19 protein-coding genes are annotated in these 16,568 nt (G+C 63.6%); 8 read left to right on the top strand and 11 right to left on the bottom strand.

Annotated elements, in window-relative coordinates; translation table 11 throughout:
• Nucleotides 1-64: 64 nt before the first annotated feature.
• From BLW08_RS17140 to BLW08_RS17155, 4 genes are read right to left on the bottom strand one after another with little or no spacing between them, the layout of a single operon-like run.
• Nucleotides 65-997 carry a TauD/TfdA dioxygenase family protein gene (locus BLW08_RS17140; RefSeq protein WP_090817623.1) on the bottom strand — a complete coding sequence of 311 codons (933 nt, stop codon included), beginning with the start codon at nucleotides 995-997 and terminating at the stop codon, nucleotides 65-67.
• Between the two features lie 55 nt (nucleotides 998-1,052).
• Nucleotides 1,053-1,973: an ABC transporter permease gene (locus BLW08_RS17145; RefSeq protein ID WP_091326603.1), complete on the bottom strand. Its 921-nt coding sequence runs from the start codon at nucleotides 1,971-1,973 to the stop codon at nucleotides 1,053-1,055.
• A complete protein-coding gene (locus BLW08_RS17150) occupies nucleotides 1,973-2,863 on the bottom strand; it encodes an ABC transporter ATP-binding protein (protein WP_091326605.1) in 891 nt (296 codons plus the stop codon). Before BLW08_RS17150 ends, BLW08_RS17145 begins: the two co-directional genes overlap by 1 nt.
• 2 nt (nucleotides 2,864-2,865) lie before the next feature.
• On the bottom strand, nucleotides 2,866-3,894 hold the full coding sequence (locus tag BLW08_RS17155) for an ABC transporter substrate-binding protein (RefSeq protein WP_090817634.1): 1,029 nt from the start codon (nucleotides 3,892-3,894) through the stop codon (nucleotides 2,866-2,868).
• 376 nt (nucleotides 3,895-4,270) lie between these two features.
• On the opposite strand from BLW08_RS17155, the gene BLW08_RS17160 reads away from it, so the two are divergent.
• From BLW08_RS17160 to BLW08_RS17190, 7 genes are all read left to right on the top strand, one after another.
• Entirely contained in the window at nucleotides 4,271-5,134 is an 864-nt protein-coding gene (locus tag BLW08_RS17160; RefSeq protein ID WP_090817637.1) for an HpcH/HpaI aldolase/citrate lyase family protein, read from the top strand.
• Between the two features lie 2 nt (nucleotides 5,135-5,136).
• Entirely contained in the window at nucleotides 5,137-6,057 is a 921-nt protein-coding gene (locus BLW08_RS17165) for a DUF2797 domain-containing protein (protein WP_091326607.1), read from the top strand.
• A 147-nt stretch (nucleotides 6,058-6,204) separates the two neighbouring features.
• The gene (locus BLW08_RS17170; RefSeq protein WP_091326609.1) at nucleotides 6,205-6,429 is read left to right on the top strand and encodes a DUF3188 domain-containing protein; all 225 of its coding nucleotides are present in this window, start codon (nucleotides 6,205-6,207) and stop codon (nucleotides 6,427-6,429) included.
• 49 nt (nucleotides 6,430-6,478) lie between these two features.
• A complete protein-coding gene (locus BLW08_RS17175) occupies nucleotides 6,479-6,928 on the top strand; it encodes an FAS1-like dehydratase domain-containing protein (RefSeq protein ID WP_091326610.1) in 450 nt (149 codons plus the stop codon).
• Between the two features lie 2 nt (nucleotides 6,929-6,930).
• The gene (locus BLW08_RS17180; RefSeq protein WP_091326612.1) at nucleotides 6,931-7,368 is read left to right on the top strand and encodes a MaoC family dehydratase; all 438 of its coding nucleotides are present in this window, start codon (nucleotides 6,931-6,933) and stop codon (nucleotides 7,366-7,368) included.
• Between the two features lie 41 nt (nucleotides 7,369-7,409).
• The gene (locus BLW08_RS17185; protein WP_091326653.1) at nucleotides 7,410-8,705 is read left to right on the top strand and encodes an MFS transporter; all 1,296 of its coding nucleotides are present in this window, start codon (nucleotides 7,410-7,412) and stop codon (nucleotides 8,703-8,705) included.
• 9 nt (nucleotides 8,706-8,714) lie between these two features.
• Complete coding sequence (locus tag BLW08_RS17190; protein WP_091326613.1) at nucleotides 8,715-9,782, top strand: UDP-N-acetylmuramate dehydrogenase; 1,068 nt, start codon at nucleotides 8,715-8,717, stop codon at nucleotides 9,780-9,782.
• A gap of 44 nt (nucleotides 9,783-9,826) precedes the next feature.
• Here BLW08_RS17190 and BLW08_RS17195 read toward each other — a convergent pair whose 3' ends face one another.
• Nucleotides 9,827-10,306 (bottom strand): hypothetical protein, encoded by a 480-nt coding sequence (locus BLW08_RS17195; RefSeq protein WP_090817655.1) that lies wholly within the window; start codon nucleotides 10,304-10,306, stop codon nucleotides 9,827-9,829.
• Between the two features lie 85 nt (nucleotides 10,307-10,391).
• Between BLW08_RS17195 and BLW08_RS17200 the strand changes: the two genes are divergently transcribed.
• Nucleotides 10,392-11,525, top strand: a complete 1,134-nt coding sequence (locus BLW08_RS17200; protein WP_091326615.1) for a winged helix DNA-binding domain-containing protein — start codon at nucleotides 10,392-10,394, stop codon at nucleotides 11,523-11,525.
• An 83-nt stretch (nucleotides 11,526-11,608) separates the two neighbouring features.
• Here the strand turns inward: BLW08_RS17200 and asd are convergent, their stop codons facing one another.
• The 6 genes from asd to BLW08_RS17230 form a co-directional block, all read right to left on the bottom strand.
• Complete coding sequence (gene asd, locus BLW08_RS17205) at nucleotides 11,609-12,751, bottom strand: aspartate-semialdehyde dehydrogenase (RefSeq protein ID WP_090817661.1); 1,143 nt, start codon at nucleotides 12,749-12,751, stop codon at nucleotides 11,609-11,611.
• A 106-nt stretch (nucleotides 12,752-12,857) separates the two neighbouring features.
• On the bottom strand, nucleotides 12,858-13,079 hold the full coding sequence (locus tag BLW08_RS17210) for an NF038396 family protein (RefSeq protein WP_091326617.1): 222 nt from the start codon (nucleotides 13,077-13,079) through the stop codon (nucleotides 12,858-12,860).
• Between the two features lie 9 nt (nucleotides 13,080-13,088).
• On the bottom strand, nucleotides 13,089-13,688 hold the full coding sequence (locus BLW08_RS17215) for a dihydrofolate reductase (protein ID WP_090817668.1): 600 nt from the start codon (nucleotides 13,686-13,688) through the stop codon (nucleotides 13,089-13,091).
• The gene (locus tag BLW08_RS17220) at nucleotides 13,685-14,488 is read right to left on the bottom strand and encodes a thymidylate synthase (protein ID WP_090817671.1); all 804 of its coding nucleotides are present in this window, start codon (nucleotides 14,486-14,488) and stop codon (nucleotides 13,685-13,687) included. Before BLW08_RS17220 ends, BLW08_RS17215 begins: the two co-directional genes overlap by 4 nt.
• The gene (locus BLW08_RS17225) at nucleotides 14,485-14,877 is read right to left on the bottom strand and encodes a GntR family transcriptional regulator (protein ID WP_090817674.1); all 393 of its coding nucleotides are present in this window, start codon (nucleotides 14,875-14,877) and stop codon (nucleotides 14,485-14,487) included. Before BLW08_RS17225 ends, BLW08_RS17220 begins: the two co-directional genes overlap by 4 nt.
• Entirely contained in the window at nucleotides 14,874-16,538 is a 1,665-nt protein-coding gene (locus tag BLW08_RS17230) for a hypothetical protein (protein ID WP_091326619.1), read from the bottom strand. The genes BLW08_RS17225 and BLW08_RS17230 overlap by 4 nt, the downstream gene beginning before the upstream one ends.
• Nucleotides 16,539-16,568: the final 30 nt, after the last annotated feature.

Below are 16,568 nucleotides of genomic sequence, written 5' to 3' on the forward strand. Positions count from 1 at the left end.
ATGAATGCTCTAAACGGCCTGACTGCGACTCAGTTGGGTGAGGACAGCAACACACGGGGTGCGCCTATGACGCGTTGCTGAGCGGGGCTACCACGGAGTACGTGGTGGAGTCACCCTGGATCGACTGACTGGCCTTGCCGTCAACGCCCACGGGGATGTCGCCGGCAATGGTCACGCGGTTGAGTTTGCGCGGCTGGCCGTCGTAGTTGTCCGGTGCATAGTGCTGGGTGATGCGGTTATCGAACAAGACCACCTGGTTGGGCTCCCAGTTCACCCGGACCACGTTCTCCGGACGCGTCACATATGCCTGCAGCAGGCGGATGATGTCCTTGGACTCAGTGTTGGACAAACCCACAATCCGAAGCCGCTGGGCGAAGCCCCCAATGAACAATCCGCGCTCGCCGGTCAGCGGGTGGACCCTGACCACTGGGTGTGCGGTTTCGAACTTCAGGCGGGTGAACTCCTTGCGGCGCTCCTCGGCGTTGGAATGCTCCAGGTTCTTGGGCACTGAGTAGTCGTAGTCGTTCGTGTGGATGGCCCACAGGGTGTCCGCGAAATTCCGGAGTTCCTCCGGAAGGTCCTGGTACGCGCCAGCCGACGACGCAATCAGGGTCTCGCCACCATAGGCGGGAAGGTCAATGCTGCGCAGGGTGGAAGCCTGAGGCGGGTTGACCACGAACGTGACGTCCGTGTGCCAGTTGTTGGCCGAACCGTTTTCGCTGTCCACGGGCAGCACGTTCTCTTCACCCTCCACCGAGGCAACGGTCGGGTGTGCCTTGGTCAATGGGCCGAAATGCGACGCGAACTTCACCTGCGCTTCGTCGCTGAGGATGTTGGCTTCGCGGAACACCAGTGCTTTGTGTTCGTTGAGTGCAGCCCTGATCTGTGCAACGGTGTCCTCGCTGAGGTCTCCGCTGATGTCCAGCCCGCGGATTTCGGCGCCGATGCGGGAGCCGAGCTTGGCGAACTCGAGTTTGGTTTCGGTAATGACGGTCATGATGTGTTTCCTTACTTGTTGTGATGGTTGCGGCAGGTGCCGCGGGTGGGTGGGTTTAGGAGGCTGCGGCACCGACGGCGGTGCGCCAGCGGGAGAAGTGCCGTTCAAGGGCCACCAGCAGGAAGTTGACGCCGAGGCCCAGCAAGGAGACCGTGAGGATGCCCGCGTACATGTCCGGGATCAGGAAGCTGCTCTGCGCGTTCACGATCAGGTAGCCCAGACCTGCCTTGGCGCCCACCATTTCGGCAGCAATCAGCACCAGGATGGAGGCGGTTCCGGCCATGCGGATGCCTGTGAAGATCGTGGGAACAGCGGACGGAAGAATGACTTTCTGGAACAGCCGGAAGCTGTTGAGCCCCAAGGAACGCGCAGCCCTGATCAGCAGCGGGTCCACGGTCTTCACTCCGGCAATGGTGTTCAGCAGCACCGGGAAGAACGCCGCATAGGCCACGATGCTGATCTTGGATTCTTCGCCGATGCCCAACAGCAGCGTGAACACCGGCAGCAAGGCAAGGGCAGCCGTATTGCGGAACAGTTCCAGCAACGGATTCAGGACCGAGTTCAGCCGTCCGTACCAGGCGATGAGCAAACCCAAGGAGACACCTGCCACCAGCGCCGCACCGAAACCGGCCACCGAGCGGGTGAGGCTGGCTGCGATGTGGCCCTGGATGGTGCCTGCCTCGAAGAGCTTTCCCCATGCCAGGAGCACTTCGTGCAGCGGCGGCAGGAAGACGCGGGTGGAGGGGCTGGCCAAGTACGTCGGCCCAAGCTCCCACAGCGCCAGGAACGCCAGGATGGCTGCAGACTTCCACACAACGGACCCCGCCACCGAGGCCACCCGCCGCGCAGTGGCGAGGATCGGCGTCGTACTTGCCTCAGGTGCGGTCAGTGCGAGGGAAGGTTCGACGGCGGCACCCGGCTCATCGTGTCCGGCCGGCTTGGGTGCGGCTTTTGTTGCCGTAAGCGTTGTGGTCATCAGGCCGCGCTCCTTTCAGTGATGGTGGTGGCAGGCTCATCCGGTGCGCTGCCATCCGGGAGGATCTTGCGGTGTCCGGCATCCTGGGCGCGGCGTACTTCGTCGTGCAGGAGCGTCCACACCTGGTGGCGGTGCTCCACGAAGGCAGTGGTGGAACGGATGTCCTCTTCGCCGTCGCGGTCCGGGATGTCGATGTCGACGATTTCCTTGAGCCGGCCCGGGCGTGCGCTCAGCACCGCAACGCGCTCGCCGAGGTACACGGCCTCGTCAATGCCGTGGGTGATGAAGACGATCGTCTTGCCCGTGGCCTTCCAGATCCGCAGCAGTTCGTCTTGCAACTGCTCACGGGTTTGGGCGTCCAACGCAGCGAAAGGTTCATCCATGAGCAGCACATCAGGCTCATAGGCCAGGCTTCTGGCGATGGCCACGCGTTGCTTCATGCCGCCGGACAGCTCATGCGGATAGCGGTCCTCAAAACCGGCAAGCCCCACCAAGGCCAGGTATTCCTTTGCTTTGGCTGCCCGTTCGCGGCGGTTCAGCTTATTACCGTCCGGGCCGACGCCCTCAAGCCCTATCGAGACGTTCGCCGAGGCCGTCCGCCAGGGGAATAGTGCATACTGCTGGAACACCACCGCGCGGTCCTTTCCCGGCCCGGTGACGGGCTTGCCGTCCACCAGCACTTCGCCGGAAGTGGGCGTGGACAGTCCAGCGAGGAGGTCCAGCAGTGTGGTCTTTCCTGAACCACTGGGCCCCACCAGGGTGAGGAATTCGCCGTCGCGGACGTCAAGGCTCAGCGAGTCGATGGCGGTGAGCCGGGTGGCTGCCGCGTTTTTGGTGGCCCGGACTGTGAATTCCTTGGTGACGTTCCGGAGACTGATTTTGGCTGTCATGACTATCCCTTCTTCGCTGCAGCGAGCTCGTTGAAGTCGTTCGTGTAGTACTTGGACGGGGTGAGCTTGTCTTTGACGATGCCGGCCGAGCTGAGCCACGCCTCCCAGCGGGTGAAGTCCTTGTCCTGGATCACGCCGGAGTCCGGGACGCCAGGGCTTTTCCAGAACTTCAGGTTGGCCGTGCTCTCGTTGCGTCCGCGGCTGTCGATGATCTTGGTGAACCGGGCAATGACTTCATCCCGAGGGGTTTCCGCTGCCCACTTGATGGCTTTGGCAACGCCTGTGGTGAACGTGCGGGTGGTGTTCGGGTTCTTCTCGATGAAGTCGTTGCGGAGCACGATCTGGCCGCCTGCGAACGTTCCGAACAGTTCAAAGTCACTGAACAGCGATCGCAGCCCGCCGGCCTCGATGGCCCTGTCCTGAAGTACGCCGCCGAGTGTTCCTGCGTCCACCTGGCCGCGACGGATGGCTTCCTCGGTGTCGTTGGGTGCCAGCGGGACCAGCTGGACCTGCTTGATCTCGTCCTGGCTGAGTCCGTTCTTGGTCAGCCAGGTGTTGATGACGGCTTCGTGGTGCGCGCCCAGGGTATTGACGGCAATTTTCTTCCCGATCAAGTCACGTGGTTCCTTGATGGTGCTGTCCGCCTTCACGTAATAGCCGCTGAAGGTCTTCTCATCCGAGCCGTAGTAATTTGTCACTGCCTTGACGGGTGCGCCGGCTTCGATCAGCTTGACCACCGCTCCGGAGAACGCCCCGCCGAAATCGGTCTGGTTGGTCGCAGCTGACTGGATGTCCTGCGGACCGCTGGTGGTGTTACCCACCCAGTTCAGTTTCAGGTCGCCCAGGTAGCCAAGGTCCGCAGCAAGTTCAGGGAAGGTCACGTTGTTGGCCGAGCCCTGGTACCGGAGCTCCTTGACCTCGTTGCCGGCTTGGTTGGCTTGTCCTGCTTCGGCTGCACCGCCGCAGCCGGACACCGTCAGCGCTAGTACGACGGCGGCCGCGACGCTCAGGAGGGGCAGATGCAGTTTCATGGGAGCTACTTTCGATGGTTGGGGGTGTTGGGTGGCCGGGCCAGGCAAAGGCCCGGGGACCTTGTGCAAAGGCTTGGGAACGATGAAAGCCCATGGGGACGGCGGCTGGGAAGCGCCCGGGTAACGCCTGGAAACTCTGCGAAACAGCCCGACACGGGAGGAAATCCTGGGCAATTCCGGGCAACCGGGGGACACAAGTCGCCGCGTTGAGCACTGTGAACAACAGCGACCGGCGCGCCGGATATGACTGGCGGGTACCGTCGTCGGACGTTCATACTGTTGGACCCCACAGTCATATGGGGTTTAGTTCGTATTGATCCTCACAAGCGGGCGGATTTCTTCGCCTTGCGGCCCGCAGGGCGGATACGGTAGATACATGACGTCTAGCATCGCCGCCGAGTCCATTCGGCCTACCCGCAACATTCCCGCCGACATCGCCCGTTCCTGGCTCCTTGTGAACGCCATGAAAACGGAGCTTTTTGATGAATCTGCGGGTTCACGCGCTGACGCCATCATCCTGGACATTGAAGATGCCGTGGACCCGTCGCAGAAGGATGCTGCGCGTGAGAATGTCGTGAACTGGTTGACCGCAGGCGGCCAGGCCTGGGTCCGTATCAATGACGCCACCAGCAAGTTCTGGGCCGATGACCTCGCGGGCCTGCGTGGTACTCCCGGCCTGCTCGGCGTGATGCTCGCCAAGACCGAGTCGGCTGACCAGGTCACTGAGTCCTACCACCGCATGGACGGCAAGACCCCCGTGGTTGCCCTGGTGGAGTCTGCCCTCGGCATTGAGGAAGCCAACCACATCGCACGCGCCCAGGGTGCCTTCCGCCTGGCCTTCGGCTCGGGCGACTTCCGCCGCGACACTGGAATGGCGGCAACCCCGGAGGCCATGGCCTACCCGCGCGCAAAGCTCGTCGTCGCCAGCCGCGTGGGTAACCTGCCGGGCCCCATCGACGGCCCCACTGTCGGCACCAATCACCCCATCCTGCGCGAGCAGACGGGTATCACGGTGACCATGGGCATGACCGGCAAGCTTTGCCTGGCCATCGACCAAACCACCGTGATCAACGAGGTCATCAGCCCCACGCCGTCGGACGTTGCCTGGGCTACGGACTTCATGAACGACTTCGAGGCCAACGGCCGCGTCATCCGCGACGGTTCCGATCTCCCGCGTTTGGGCCGCGCTGAGAAGATCATGAAGCTTGCGGTCGCTTTCGGAGTGCAGCCTTCCCTGTAACCATGCTGGTTCACGGAGTCGTTTGGGACTCTTCGTCACCGGCTTTGAGGATGTTCTCGCCGGACGCAGGGTTCACTGATATTGCGTTGGCCCAGGGTTCAGCCCTGGGCCTGCGCGTTATCCCCGGCCTGTGGTGCCTCGGCCACACCAAGGTTCACGGCCCGGGAGACCGCACGCATGTTCCCTGCCGCAGCGAGTCGCCGGCCGAGCGCGGCAAGCAGTGCGGGGCGTGCTTTGCGCGCGACGATTCCCGCTTGATGCACGATTTCCACCGGGGCGGTTCCGTTCCCACAGGCCTGCGTGCCTACCTCATGCAGCCGCACTGGCTCTATGTGGCCACCTTCGCCAACGGCGCCACCAAAGTTGGCACGGCCTCGGGGCAGCGCAAATGGAACCGGCTTGCCGAGCAAGGCGCCGTCCACGCTTCCTATGTGGCCCATGCGGAGGACGGACGGGTTGTTCGCGTGCTCGAGGACCTCGTGACCCGCGAACTCGGCCTCGTCCAGCAGGTCCGCTCCGCCGCAAAAGTGGCCGGACTTGTGGAGCCGCGTGCCGCCGTCGAGCTTTCGGCGGTGAACCGCCGGCACGCCCGCACTGTGCGCGAACTGTTGGGCGGCCTTGCCCTGACCGGTTACTCGGTGGTGGAGGAAGAGTGGGATCGCCCGGAATTTGCCGAGCGGCTCTGTGTGGCGGGTGCTGGGGGAGGCCGGCGCCACCCCTACCCGGCAACTTTCGACGCCGGCGGGCACGGGCTGCGGGTCCACGCGCTTTCAGGGGCGGTTGCCTTGGCAGGCCTTCCAGAGGCTTCGGGCAATGACATCGAGGGCAGCTTCGTGGCGGACCTCGGTGGGTTGAAGGGCCGCAAGATCGAGTTGGGCCCTCACACCACGGAGATCCCGGCGCTGCAGGACTCGCTCTTCTGACCCCTCATCTTCCGTGCTCTTAAGTTGTGGGGCCCGGTTTGCGGGGTATTCCTGGGTTTATGGGCGCAAAGCAGGCCTCGCAACGCACTCACCTCCCGTTACCCGGCCCACGCGAACCCACCAACCGCGCCCCGGTAGACTTGGACGGTGCTGAACGAATTCTGGGCCACCGCCTCCACGTCCTACAAAGCGCTGGTTTTCAGCGCCATGGGACTGATCGCCGTCGGACTCATCCTGTCCATTGTCGGAAACACCTCCGGCAACCAAGGGCTGGCCATGGCGTCCTTGCCCGTGATCGGTGTGGGTCTGTTGCTGCATGTCACCGGACTGGTCATTCGAGGCCAAAAGATTCGCAAGACCTACAAGAAGTAAGGCCCGCTCAGCGGGGCAGCAATTTCCCGTGGCCCGATAGGGTTGGACCATGAGTATTAATCCGGACCTGCAGGGTCGCAGTTACCCTGCCGCAGAGGTTTACGACGTCGGCCGTGAAAAGATCCGCGAGTTCGCGAAGGCTGTGAAAGCCAGCAACCCCGCGCATTTCGATGTTGAGGCAGCCAAGGCCCTGGGCCACAGCGACCTCGTCGCCCCGCCAACGTTTGCCATTATTGTCGCCCAGCGCGCTGATGCGCAGTTGGTGGAGGACCCTGAATCGGGCATCGATTTTTCCCGCGTGGTCCACGCCGACCAGCGCTTCACCCACCACCGCGCCATCGTTGCCGGCGACCGCCTGGTGGCCGAACTGCACGTCGACGGCGTCCGTGCCATGGGTGGGGGAGCCATGATCACCACGCGCTCTGAAATTTCCACCGCGTCAGGCGAAAGGGTCGCCACCACCACCTCGTCCATCCTGGTCCGCGGAGAGGGACAGTAACCATGAGCCCCACATTCGAAGAACTGACGGTTGGCCAGGAGATTGGCACCCGCAGCATTGACGTTACCCGCCAGGATCTGGTCAAGTACGCGGGAGCTTCCGGCGACTTCAACCCCATCCACTGGAACGAAGCGTTCGCGACCTCCGTTGAGCTGCCGGGCGTCATAGCCCACGGTATGTTCACCATGGGTGCCGCAGTGCAACTGGTCAGTGACTGGGCGGGCGATCCAGCCGCCGTCGTCGATTACCAGACCCGATTCACCAAGCCCGTCATCGTCACCGACACCACGGGCTCTGGTGAAGCCGGCGCTGTCATTGACGTCACCGGCGTAGTGGGCGCGCTCGACGCCGATGCCCGCACCGCGCGCATCGACCTCACCGTCGTGGCTGCCGGCCAAAAAGTCCTCATGAAGTCCCAGGCGGTTGTGAAGGTCTCTTGAACCAACTGAATACCTTCCAACGGCGCGCCACTCCGACTGAAATGTCGCGGTGGCGCGCCGCTGTTCTTGCTTCCTACGCTGCCAGCGGCATCGCGTTTGCCACGTGGGTGTCGCGTCTGCCCGCCATCCGCGACGGACTGGATCTCACGCCCGGCGGCATCGGGCTTTTGCTGATGTGCATGACCGTCGCATCGTTCATTTCGATCTCCGCATCAGGTCTCATCGTGCTGCGGCTTGGGCCCAAGCTGACCACCAGGATCGGCAGCTCCATGGTGGGTGTTGGCCTGGTGACTGTGGGTTTTGGTGCTTCAGTTGCGGCGAATCCGCTGGTGGTGGCGGCCGGACTTGTGGTGCTTGGCCTCGGCACGGCCAGTTGGAACACAGCGTCCAACGTGGAGGGAGCAGCCCTCGAGCGCGCCATGGAACGCCACATCATGCCGCACCTGCATGGTGCATTCAGCCTCGGTACCGTAGCGGCTGCTGGTTTTGGTGCCTGGGCAGCTGCCGTGCACCTGCCGGTGTTCTGGCATTTCCTGATCTCCGGGGTGGTAGTTACGGCGTCAGTGGTGACCGCCGGTTTCTGGTTCCGCGCGGAGAAAACAGCGCCCGCGCAGCAAACTTTCCGCCCGGCTCAACCAGATACTTTCCAGGATCCGTCCACTGGACCGCTCCCGATTATCACCGCAGAGTCGGCGGACCGGGAGGGTACCCAAGGCGAAGCTCCGGCACCGCTGGACAACAAGCGGCTTGTTGCCCTTGCCTGGCGTGACCGCCGGACCTTGCTGATCGGCGTCCTGGTCCTCGGCCTGGCGCTGGCCGAAGGCGCTGCCGGCGACTGGGTGGCCCTGGCACTTGCTGACGGCCATGGACAAACGGATGCCGCAGGTGCAATTGGCTATGGGCTGTTTGTCACGTTCATGACCATCGGTCGCTTCGCGGGAACGTCCATCCTGGACCGGTTCGGACGGGTGCTGGTGATGCGCTGGTGCTCGGCCACGGCCGTCGTGGGTCTTGCGCTCTTCGTTTTTGCCCCTGCTCCGTGGCTCGCGTTCGTGGCCCTGGCCGTGTGGGGCCTTGGCGCATCGCTCGGGTTCCCGGTGGGGATGTCCGCTGCCGCCGATGACCCGGTCCACGCGGCGGCCCGCGTCTCGGTGGTCTCAACCATCGGCTACGGGGCGTTTCTTTGTGGTCCGCCGCTGCTGGGGCTTCTGGCCGAACACTTCGGGATCCTCCATTCGCTGCTGGCCCCGTTGGCGCTGCTGGTGGTGAGTTTCTTCCTGGCCCCCCTGTCCGGTAAGCAACAGGCACAGTCCATGCACGCCAACGAAGCCCGTTAGGCTTGATTGGTGACCCAAACGCTGCTTTCCGAATTGACCACAGCCGCTGTAGGCGGCCCCGCAGGAAACTTTGTGGAGGCCCGTACCGAAGCTGACATCATCGACGCCGTTCGCTCGGCCGACGCTGCCGGCGAGAAACTGCTGATCATCGGCGGTGGCTCCAACCTCCTGATTTCGGACGACGGCTACCCCGGGACTGTCCTGAAAATCGCGTCCGAGGGCTTCACCGTGAACTCCGAAGACAGCTGTGGCGGTGTGTCCGTGGTGGTGCAGGCCGGCCACAACTGGGATGCGCTGGTGGAGCACGCCGTGTTGCATGCATGGTCCGGGCTGGAAGCTTTGTCCGGGATTCCGGGGGCCACCGGCGCCACTCCCGTTCAAAACGTGGGGGCTTACGGAGCCGATGTTTCACAGACCATTGCGGCCGTGCGGACATGGGACCGTGAGCGCAACGCAGTCCAGACCTTCACCAATTCCGAGCTCAGATTCGGTTACCGCGATTCGATCCTGAAGCAGACCACTGTTGAGGGTTCGCCCCGCTACGTGGTGCTGACGGTGGAGTTCCAGTTGCCGCTGGGCCGAATGAGTGCCCCCATCCGCTACGCTGAGCTGGCCCGGGTCCTGGGGGTGGACGCAGGCAAGCGCGCCTACTCCAACGATGTGCGTCGGGAAGTGCTCCGGCTCCGCGCGTCCAAGGGCATGGTCCTGAACGCGGCAGACCGGGACACGTATTCCACGGGCTCGTTCTTTACCAACCCGATTGTGCCTGCGGATCGTGCAGCAGGGCTGCCGGACAATGCACCCCAGTATCCTGCTGGATCTGATGGACTGGTGAAGCTCTCCGCAGCCTGGCTCATCGACCACGCTGGCTTTGGCAAGGGATTCGGGCTTGAGGAGACCAGCGTTTCCGGTGGGCGGGCATCCCTGTCCACCAAGCACACCTTGGCTATCACCAACCGGGGGTCAGCCTCCACCGCGGACATGGTGGCCATCGCGCGCGAGGTGAGGACCGGCGTCGTCGAACGTTTTGGTATTGAACTGCACCCTGAGCCGTTGCTGATCGGGGTCAGCCTCTAGGCATTCCCCCGGATGCCGCCCCTTTGCGGAGCGTGGCCCAGGTGTTAGCGCGTCCGCCGCTCGGCGATGGGCAGGATCCTGTTGAGCAGCAGGAAAGTGAGTCCGCAGCTGACGGAGCCAAGCAGGAAGATCTGGCTGAATGCGATGCTTTGCGGGGATGGTCCGCTGGGCATGAACAGCCCGGCCATGGCGAAGCCCAGCAGTCCCAGAAGCATCACGATGGATCCAAGCAGGAAGCTGCGGACCTGGGCTGCCGCCGCCGGGTAGAACCAAGGCTCTGGAGCCTCGTCGTCCCGTTCGGCTACGGGCTGGCTGGCCGCAGCACTTCCGATCAGGAGCGCGGCTGCGGCCGTGGCAACCAAGCTGGCGGTTTGGATGGCCTGCATGGAAGGGGAGAGGCTCACGCCCGTCCCCACTGCCACAATCAACCCGGCGCCCAGTCCTACCAGCGTGCAGAACCAGCCGGCGGTAGCCAACCACCGGCTCAGCGGCCGCACAAACGGAGCAAGATCACCGAAAAGCATGAATCCATCCTAGGATCTGCTGCTGGTAGGCGGCTGGGAAGCGCGGCAAGGTTCCCTGTGCCCGCAGGCCCTTTTAGGATGAAGCATGCTTTCAGCCCGCACCACCCTCAGTCCGCGCGTCATGGGCCGGTTGCGGCTCGCCAGCCAAGGCCTGGTGGCCGGTGGGTTTCCCTCAGTCCCGGACGCCGTCCGTTGGATGACGGCCATGCAGGCACAGGACCTGGGCTCTGCCTTGTGGGCGGTGGGACAGCGCGTCCCCGGTACTGCGGCCTCGGATGTCCGCAGAGCCCTCGACGCCGGGACCGTGGTCCGTTCGTGGCCGATGCGCGGTACCCTGCACCTGCTCGCGCCTGAAGACCTGCGGTGGATACTGGGAATCACCAGCGACAGGCTGATGAATATGGTGGCAGGGCGTCATCGCGAGCTGGCCATCACCGCGGACGACATCAGCCACTGCCGGGACATCGCCTTCAAAACCGTTGAGGAGCTCAAAACCACAGAGGGCGCAGCCGGTGCCAGCCGGGAGCAGCTCTTCCAGGCGTTCGAGGAAGCAGGCCAGATCACCAAGGCCCAACGCGGCATCCACTTGCTCGGCAGCCTGTGCCAGCGCGCACTGCTCGTTCAAGGGCCCATGGCGGTGTCCAACGGCAAGGTGGGCGTTCAGCAACTGTTCGTGCCTTTCGAGGACTGGATCCCGCAATCGCGGGACCTGGGGCGTGGGGAAGGGATTGCCGAGTTGCTGTTCCGCTACATCCGCAGCCATGGCCCCGCGACAGTCAGGGACTTCTCGTGGTGGAGCCAGGTGCCGCTCACCGAGGCACGTGCCGCCCTCAAGGAGGTGCAGGATCGTTTGGTTGAGGTGGCGTTTGGCGGCGCCAGCTACTGGCTTTCGCCGGAGACGGCAGCAATGCTCGACGACGGCGTCCCCGGCGCCCGCTCGCTGCTGGCTCTCCCCGGCTTCGATGAGTATCTGCTCGGGTACCAGGACCGGAGCCTGGTCCTGGCCCCTGAGTTCGCCGGGTTGGTGGTGCCGGGGAAGAACGGCGTGTTCAAGCGAATCATGGTGTCCGGCGGTGAGGTTGTGGGGACGTGGGCGCGGACGGTGAAAGGCAAAGCCGTCGGTGTCGTGCCGGAGCCATTCACAGGGCAGCTGGGTCCGGCCGCTGAGCGCTCGTTCCAGGCCCAGGGTCGTGCTTACCTGAAGTTCATGGCCGGCTGAACCCCCTAACACGTGGAAAACCCGCTGTTCCGGTGCGGGACAGCAACGGAACAGCGGGTTTAGCGACGTACTGAATGCAGGGGCTAGAGCTTGCCCGTGGCGATGTTGAGCATGCGGCGGAGCGGCTCGGCCGCACCCCACAGGAGTTGGTCGCCCACGGTGAAGGCGCTGATGTACTCCGGGCCCATTTCGAGCTTGCGGATACGGCCCACAGGGATGTCAAGCGTGCCGGATGCAGCCACCGGGGTCAGGTCCGCCATGGACGCTTCCTTGGTGTTCGGGATGACCTTGGCCCACTCGTTGTCCTTGGCCAGGAGGTTCTCGATCTCCGTGACGGACAGGTCTTCGCGCAGCTTGAGAGTGAGGGCCTGGGAGTGGGACCGCATGGCGCCGATGCGGATGCACAGGCCGTCCATGGCGATGTGGTCCTTGCCGGCTGTGCCGTTTCCGGTCCCAAGGATCTTGTTGGTCTCCACTCCGGCTTTCCATTCTTCCTTGGACTGGCCGTTGCCGAGGTCGGCATCGATCCAGGGAATCAGGGACCCTGCCAGCGGCACACCGAACTGCGTGGCGTCCACACCGGTGCGCTGTGCTGCGAGAACCTTGTGGTCGATTTCCAGAATGGCCGATGCGGGGTCGTCCAGTTCGCTGCTGACCTCATTGTTGAGGGTGCCGAACTGGTTCAGGAGCTCGCGCATGTGGCGGGCGCCGCCGCCGGATGCGGCCTGGTACGTCATGGAGGTGCCCCACTCCACGAGGTTGTTCTTGAACAGGCCCCCGAGGCCCATGAGCATGCAGGAGACCGTACAGTTGCCGCCGATGAAGTCCTTCACGCCACCGGAAAGGCCGGCATCGATGACATCTCGGTTGATGGGATCCAGCACGATGATCGAATCGTCATTCATGCGCAGGGTGGAAGCAGCATCGATCCAGAGGCCGTCCCAGCCACGGCTGCGGAGTTCGCCATGGACCTGCTTGGTGTAGTCGCCGCCCTGGGCAGTGACAATAATCGGCAGCTTGGCCAGCGTCTCAATATCGAACGCATCCTCGAGCTTGCCGGCCCCATCAGCGAAGGACGGGGAGGCACCTCCTGCGTTCGAGGTGGAGAAAAATACCGGGTTGATGTTGGCGAAGTCGTTCTCTTCCTGCATGCGCTGCATCAGGACGGAGCCGACCATGCCACGCCAACCGACCAGTCCTACGGACGGATTAGCTGCTGTAGTCATTCACCAAGTCTAAACTTTGGGAGCAAACTGCCGCTGTTGGTTACGTCACGCGTGCGACGTACGACGTCGGCTCCTGGCCGGGCGGCCTGCGCGCCTCCCGCTGCGGCTAGTGTCCGATGTCGGGTTCTTGCAGCAACACGGCCTTGCGCTTGCGCAGGGCGAAGAACGCACCGAAGGTAAATACCTGCGTCACCACCACCAGGATGATGATGCCAACAATCCGGTTGCCACCCAGGATCATGGTCAGCCCCACAATGGCGGAGATCAGGGCGAAGAGCGGCAGCAGCATGTAGCCCAGCACGAACAGGGTTTCAGGTTTTTTCAACATACTGCTTTCCTAGCTTTCTTTCCGTCGCCACGTGGTGAACCGGAAGTTCGTGCCGTTCTTGGCGGTGAGCCAGCCCTCGGCCGGCGCCATGGTGTCGAAGGTCCAGTCGTCACCGAGTTCCGGTGCGAAAGTGTCGCCCTCACAGTCGGCGTCGATGATGGTAATCACCGCGAGGTTGGCGATGCCCATGGACTGTTCGAAGATCTCGGCACCGCCGATGATCCACACCTTGTGGCCGCCGGGTGCGAACTGTGATTCCAGCAGGGCATCGTCAAGGGAGGAGACCACCAAAGCGCCCTCCGCCTCGGGCGTGGAGGCCCATTCAGCGTTGCGGGTCACCACGATGTTGGTGCGTCCGGGCAGCGGGCGGTACTTCTCCGGGAAGGACTCCCAGGTCTTGCGGCCCATGATGACAGGGTGGCCTGTGGTGAGTTGGCTGAAGTGCTTCAGATCCTCCGGCAGGTGCCACGGCATGCTGCCGTCCTTGCCGATCACGCCAGAGGTGGTCTGCGCCCAGATCATGCCGATGCCGGTCATGGTGGCGGCAGTCTCCTGGGTGAAAATGACGCTGGGAAGCTGTGCCGGAATGTCGGAAGAAGAGGTGCTCATACCGCGATCGGCGCCTTGATGGTGGGGTGGTGGCGGTAGTCCACAACCTCGAAGTCATCCAGCGTGTAATCGAAAATGGAGTCCGGCTTGCGGAGGATCTTCAGCTGCGGGTAGTCGTACGGCTCGCGGCTGAGTTGCTCGGCCACTTGGTCAACGTGGTTGTCGTACACGTGGACATCTCCTCCGGTCCAGACGAATTCGCCGGGCTCAAGCCCAAGCTGCTGCGCCACCATGCGGGTCAGCAGGGCGTAGGAGGCAATGTTGAAGGGCACGCCCAGGAACGTGTCCGCGGAGCGCTGGTACAGCTGGCAGGACAGTTTGCCGTCAGCCACGTAGAACTGGAAGAAGGCATGGCACGGAGGCAAGGCCATGTCCTTGAGTTCGGACACATTCCATGCGGACACAATGTGCCGCCGCGAGTCCGGGTTGGAGGCGAGGTTGGACATCAGGTCAGAGATCTGGTCAATGTGCCCGCCGTCGGGGGTGGGCCAACTGCGCCACTGCACGCCGTAGACGGGGCCAAGCTCGCCGTCGGCATCCGCCCATTCGTCCCAGATGGAGACGCCTTGGTCCTGCATCCACTTCACGTTCGAGTCGCCGCGCAGGAACCACAGGAGCTCCACAGCCACGGACTTGAAATGCACCCGCTTGGTGGTGATCAGCGGGAAGCTCTCGGCAAGATCGAACCTCAACTGGCGGCCAAAAACGCTGCGCGTTCCGGTTCCGGTGCGGTCCGACTTGTGCGTGCCGTTGGCCATGACATCGCGCAGGAGGTCTTCATATGGGGTGGGGATGCTCACGAGTCCAGCTTACTTGCCAGCCGGCCACGAAGAAGATCAATGAGCGTTTCATCACTCACACCCGCGTCGCGCGCTGTCAGGATCAAAGCGTCGACGCCGGCAATCACCGCCACATCTCCACCCGCCATGCCGTGCGGCACCCGGGGCGGCCCGACGACGACGGTACCGTTCCGGCGTCGTGATTCAATCAGCCCGGACTGCTCCAGTTCCTTGTAGGCGCGGGCGACGGTCCCTGCGGCGATGCCCAGGTCAGCGGCCAGGCTGCGGACCGTGGGCAGCCGGCTACCGGGTTCAAGGACCCCGACGGCGATCAAGGAGCTGAGTTGCCTGCGGATCTGCTCGTACGGCGGGACGGGATCCGCCAGATCCACCGTGATCCCGGCGGTCATTGCGCGCGTTCCTCGTGCTTGGCGGCGTCGCCGCGGGGGATCTTCCGGAAAAGGCTGCGAACCGGTGTCACGGAGACCATGACGGCGATGACGGCCAGTACGATGCCGATCGTGGGGAGTGGGCTGGGGCCAATAGGATCGAGGCCTGGTTTGGGCGGGAAGAATCCATACCAGGCGTTGCCGGTGCTGATCAGCAGGACGGCTGCCTGTCCCAAGCAGTACGCGGCCAGCGTCCTGACTATGCGGTACATGCTGATGGCCCGCAGCGCGGCGTCCAGGCCTGTGTTCCCGATTGACTCGGGGATACCTCGACGGCGGCGCACTTTCAGGATGGCTGCTGCGCCGGCCAGTGCCACCACCATGGAGACAAGAACAGATGCCGGCCACGTCTTGGGGCTGAATGGCTTTACTTCTCCAGCCACAGCGAAAGCCACAGCCAGTGCCAACACCAGGGCGCTGCCTATCGCAAAGGACAGCAACCCCCGGGAAACGGGTTGGAGCGGCCACTGTACCGGAGCGTTGGAGGCTCCATAGTTCCTGGCTGTCAGGAGATCGCCCGCTGCTATGGCAGCCAAGAGAATCACGGCGATCATGCCGGTGATCGATGGAAAAGCCCACGGCTCAGGTGTTCGGGCCGGGATGAGGATCGCTGTGTAGCCGGCCAGTGCCGCAGTTCCGCCCACCACACCCAACGCGGCGCCGATGGAGAGACTGAGCCGGGCTGCCCCGTGGGTTCGTGGATCAGTGCGGAGCGTAGTGGCACTGATGGTCTTGTTTTCTGTGAGGAGTGACGGGAGTTCGGGAACGCGCCACCACCACATGACCAGGAGTACAGCCATGTTGACCAAGCCAAGCGCATTGAACCAGGACGACTGCCACAAGGCTCCGGGAGCTGGCTGTGCTGCGAAGTTCCCGGCGATGCCCGCGAGCCCGGCTGCGATGGTGGCCACCGTCCGGAGCAAACGGTTGGCGGCTATGGACCTCAAGACACTGTTGTCGGCACCATCCAGCGTTTCCAAGCGTCGCCGTCGAGCAATCAGCAGGAGGACCAGCCACGTTCCCAGGGCGAGAACCAGCAAGGCCCCGCCCAGCCAGGCGGCCAGCTCCCACCCGTGAATCCTGCCCTCCTGCCCTTGACCCATGTATCCGTTATCCAACGGCGGCGCCTGGCCCGGTGGGGTGGGCAGCACCGGTGTGTGGGCCGGGAGCGTGGCAATCCAGGCAATGACCAACGCTGCGAATGCAAAGATCGTGGCGGTGGTCCAGGCAAGTTTGCGGGGAAGGAAGTCCCTGATCCTTCGGACGGCCAGTTCGGCGTACCGGCGGGGCGCCTTGGGTGCTGGGTAGCTCAGCTGGCCCAACGCATGGACAGCGAGGCAGGCCAGAATTGGCCACGCCAATGCGCTGGCTATCTGCTCGGCAGTGGCCGGCGCGCTTGACGCAGTTGGATTCACCCGCAGGATCCCCGTATTCATGGCTCCCTGCAGGGAACTGGCCATCCACCCGATGATGCCCACCCAGAGGCCGTGCGACGCGACGGATTGGGCATCCGGTTTCGACCACACCTGCATCCGAAGGAACAGGTACACGATCACCGCGCCCACAACAGGGCCCAGGAACAACAGCGGTGGCAGGCTCAAGAACACGACGAAGACCCCCAAGTCTTTGTATCAAATGCTTGCTATCAATGT

It is taken from the genome of Arthrobacter sp. cf158 (assembly GCF_900106835.1).
In the GTDB taxonomy this organism is placed as follows: Bacteria; Actinomycetota; Actinomycetes; order Actinomycetales; family Micrococcaceae; genus Arthrobacter.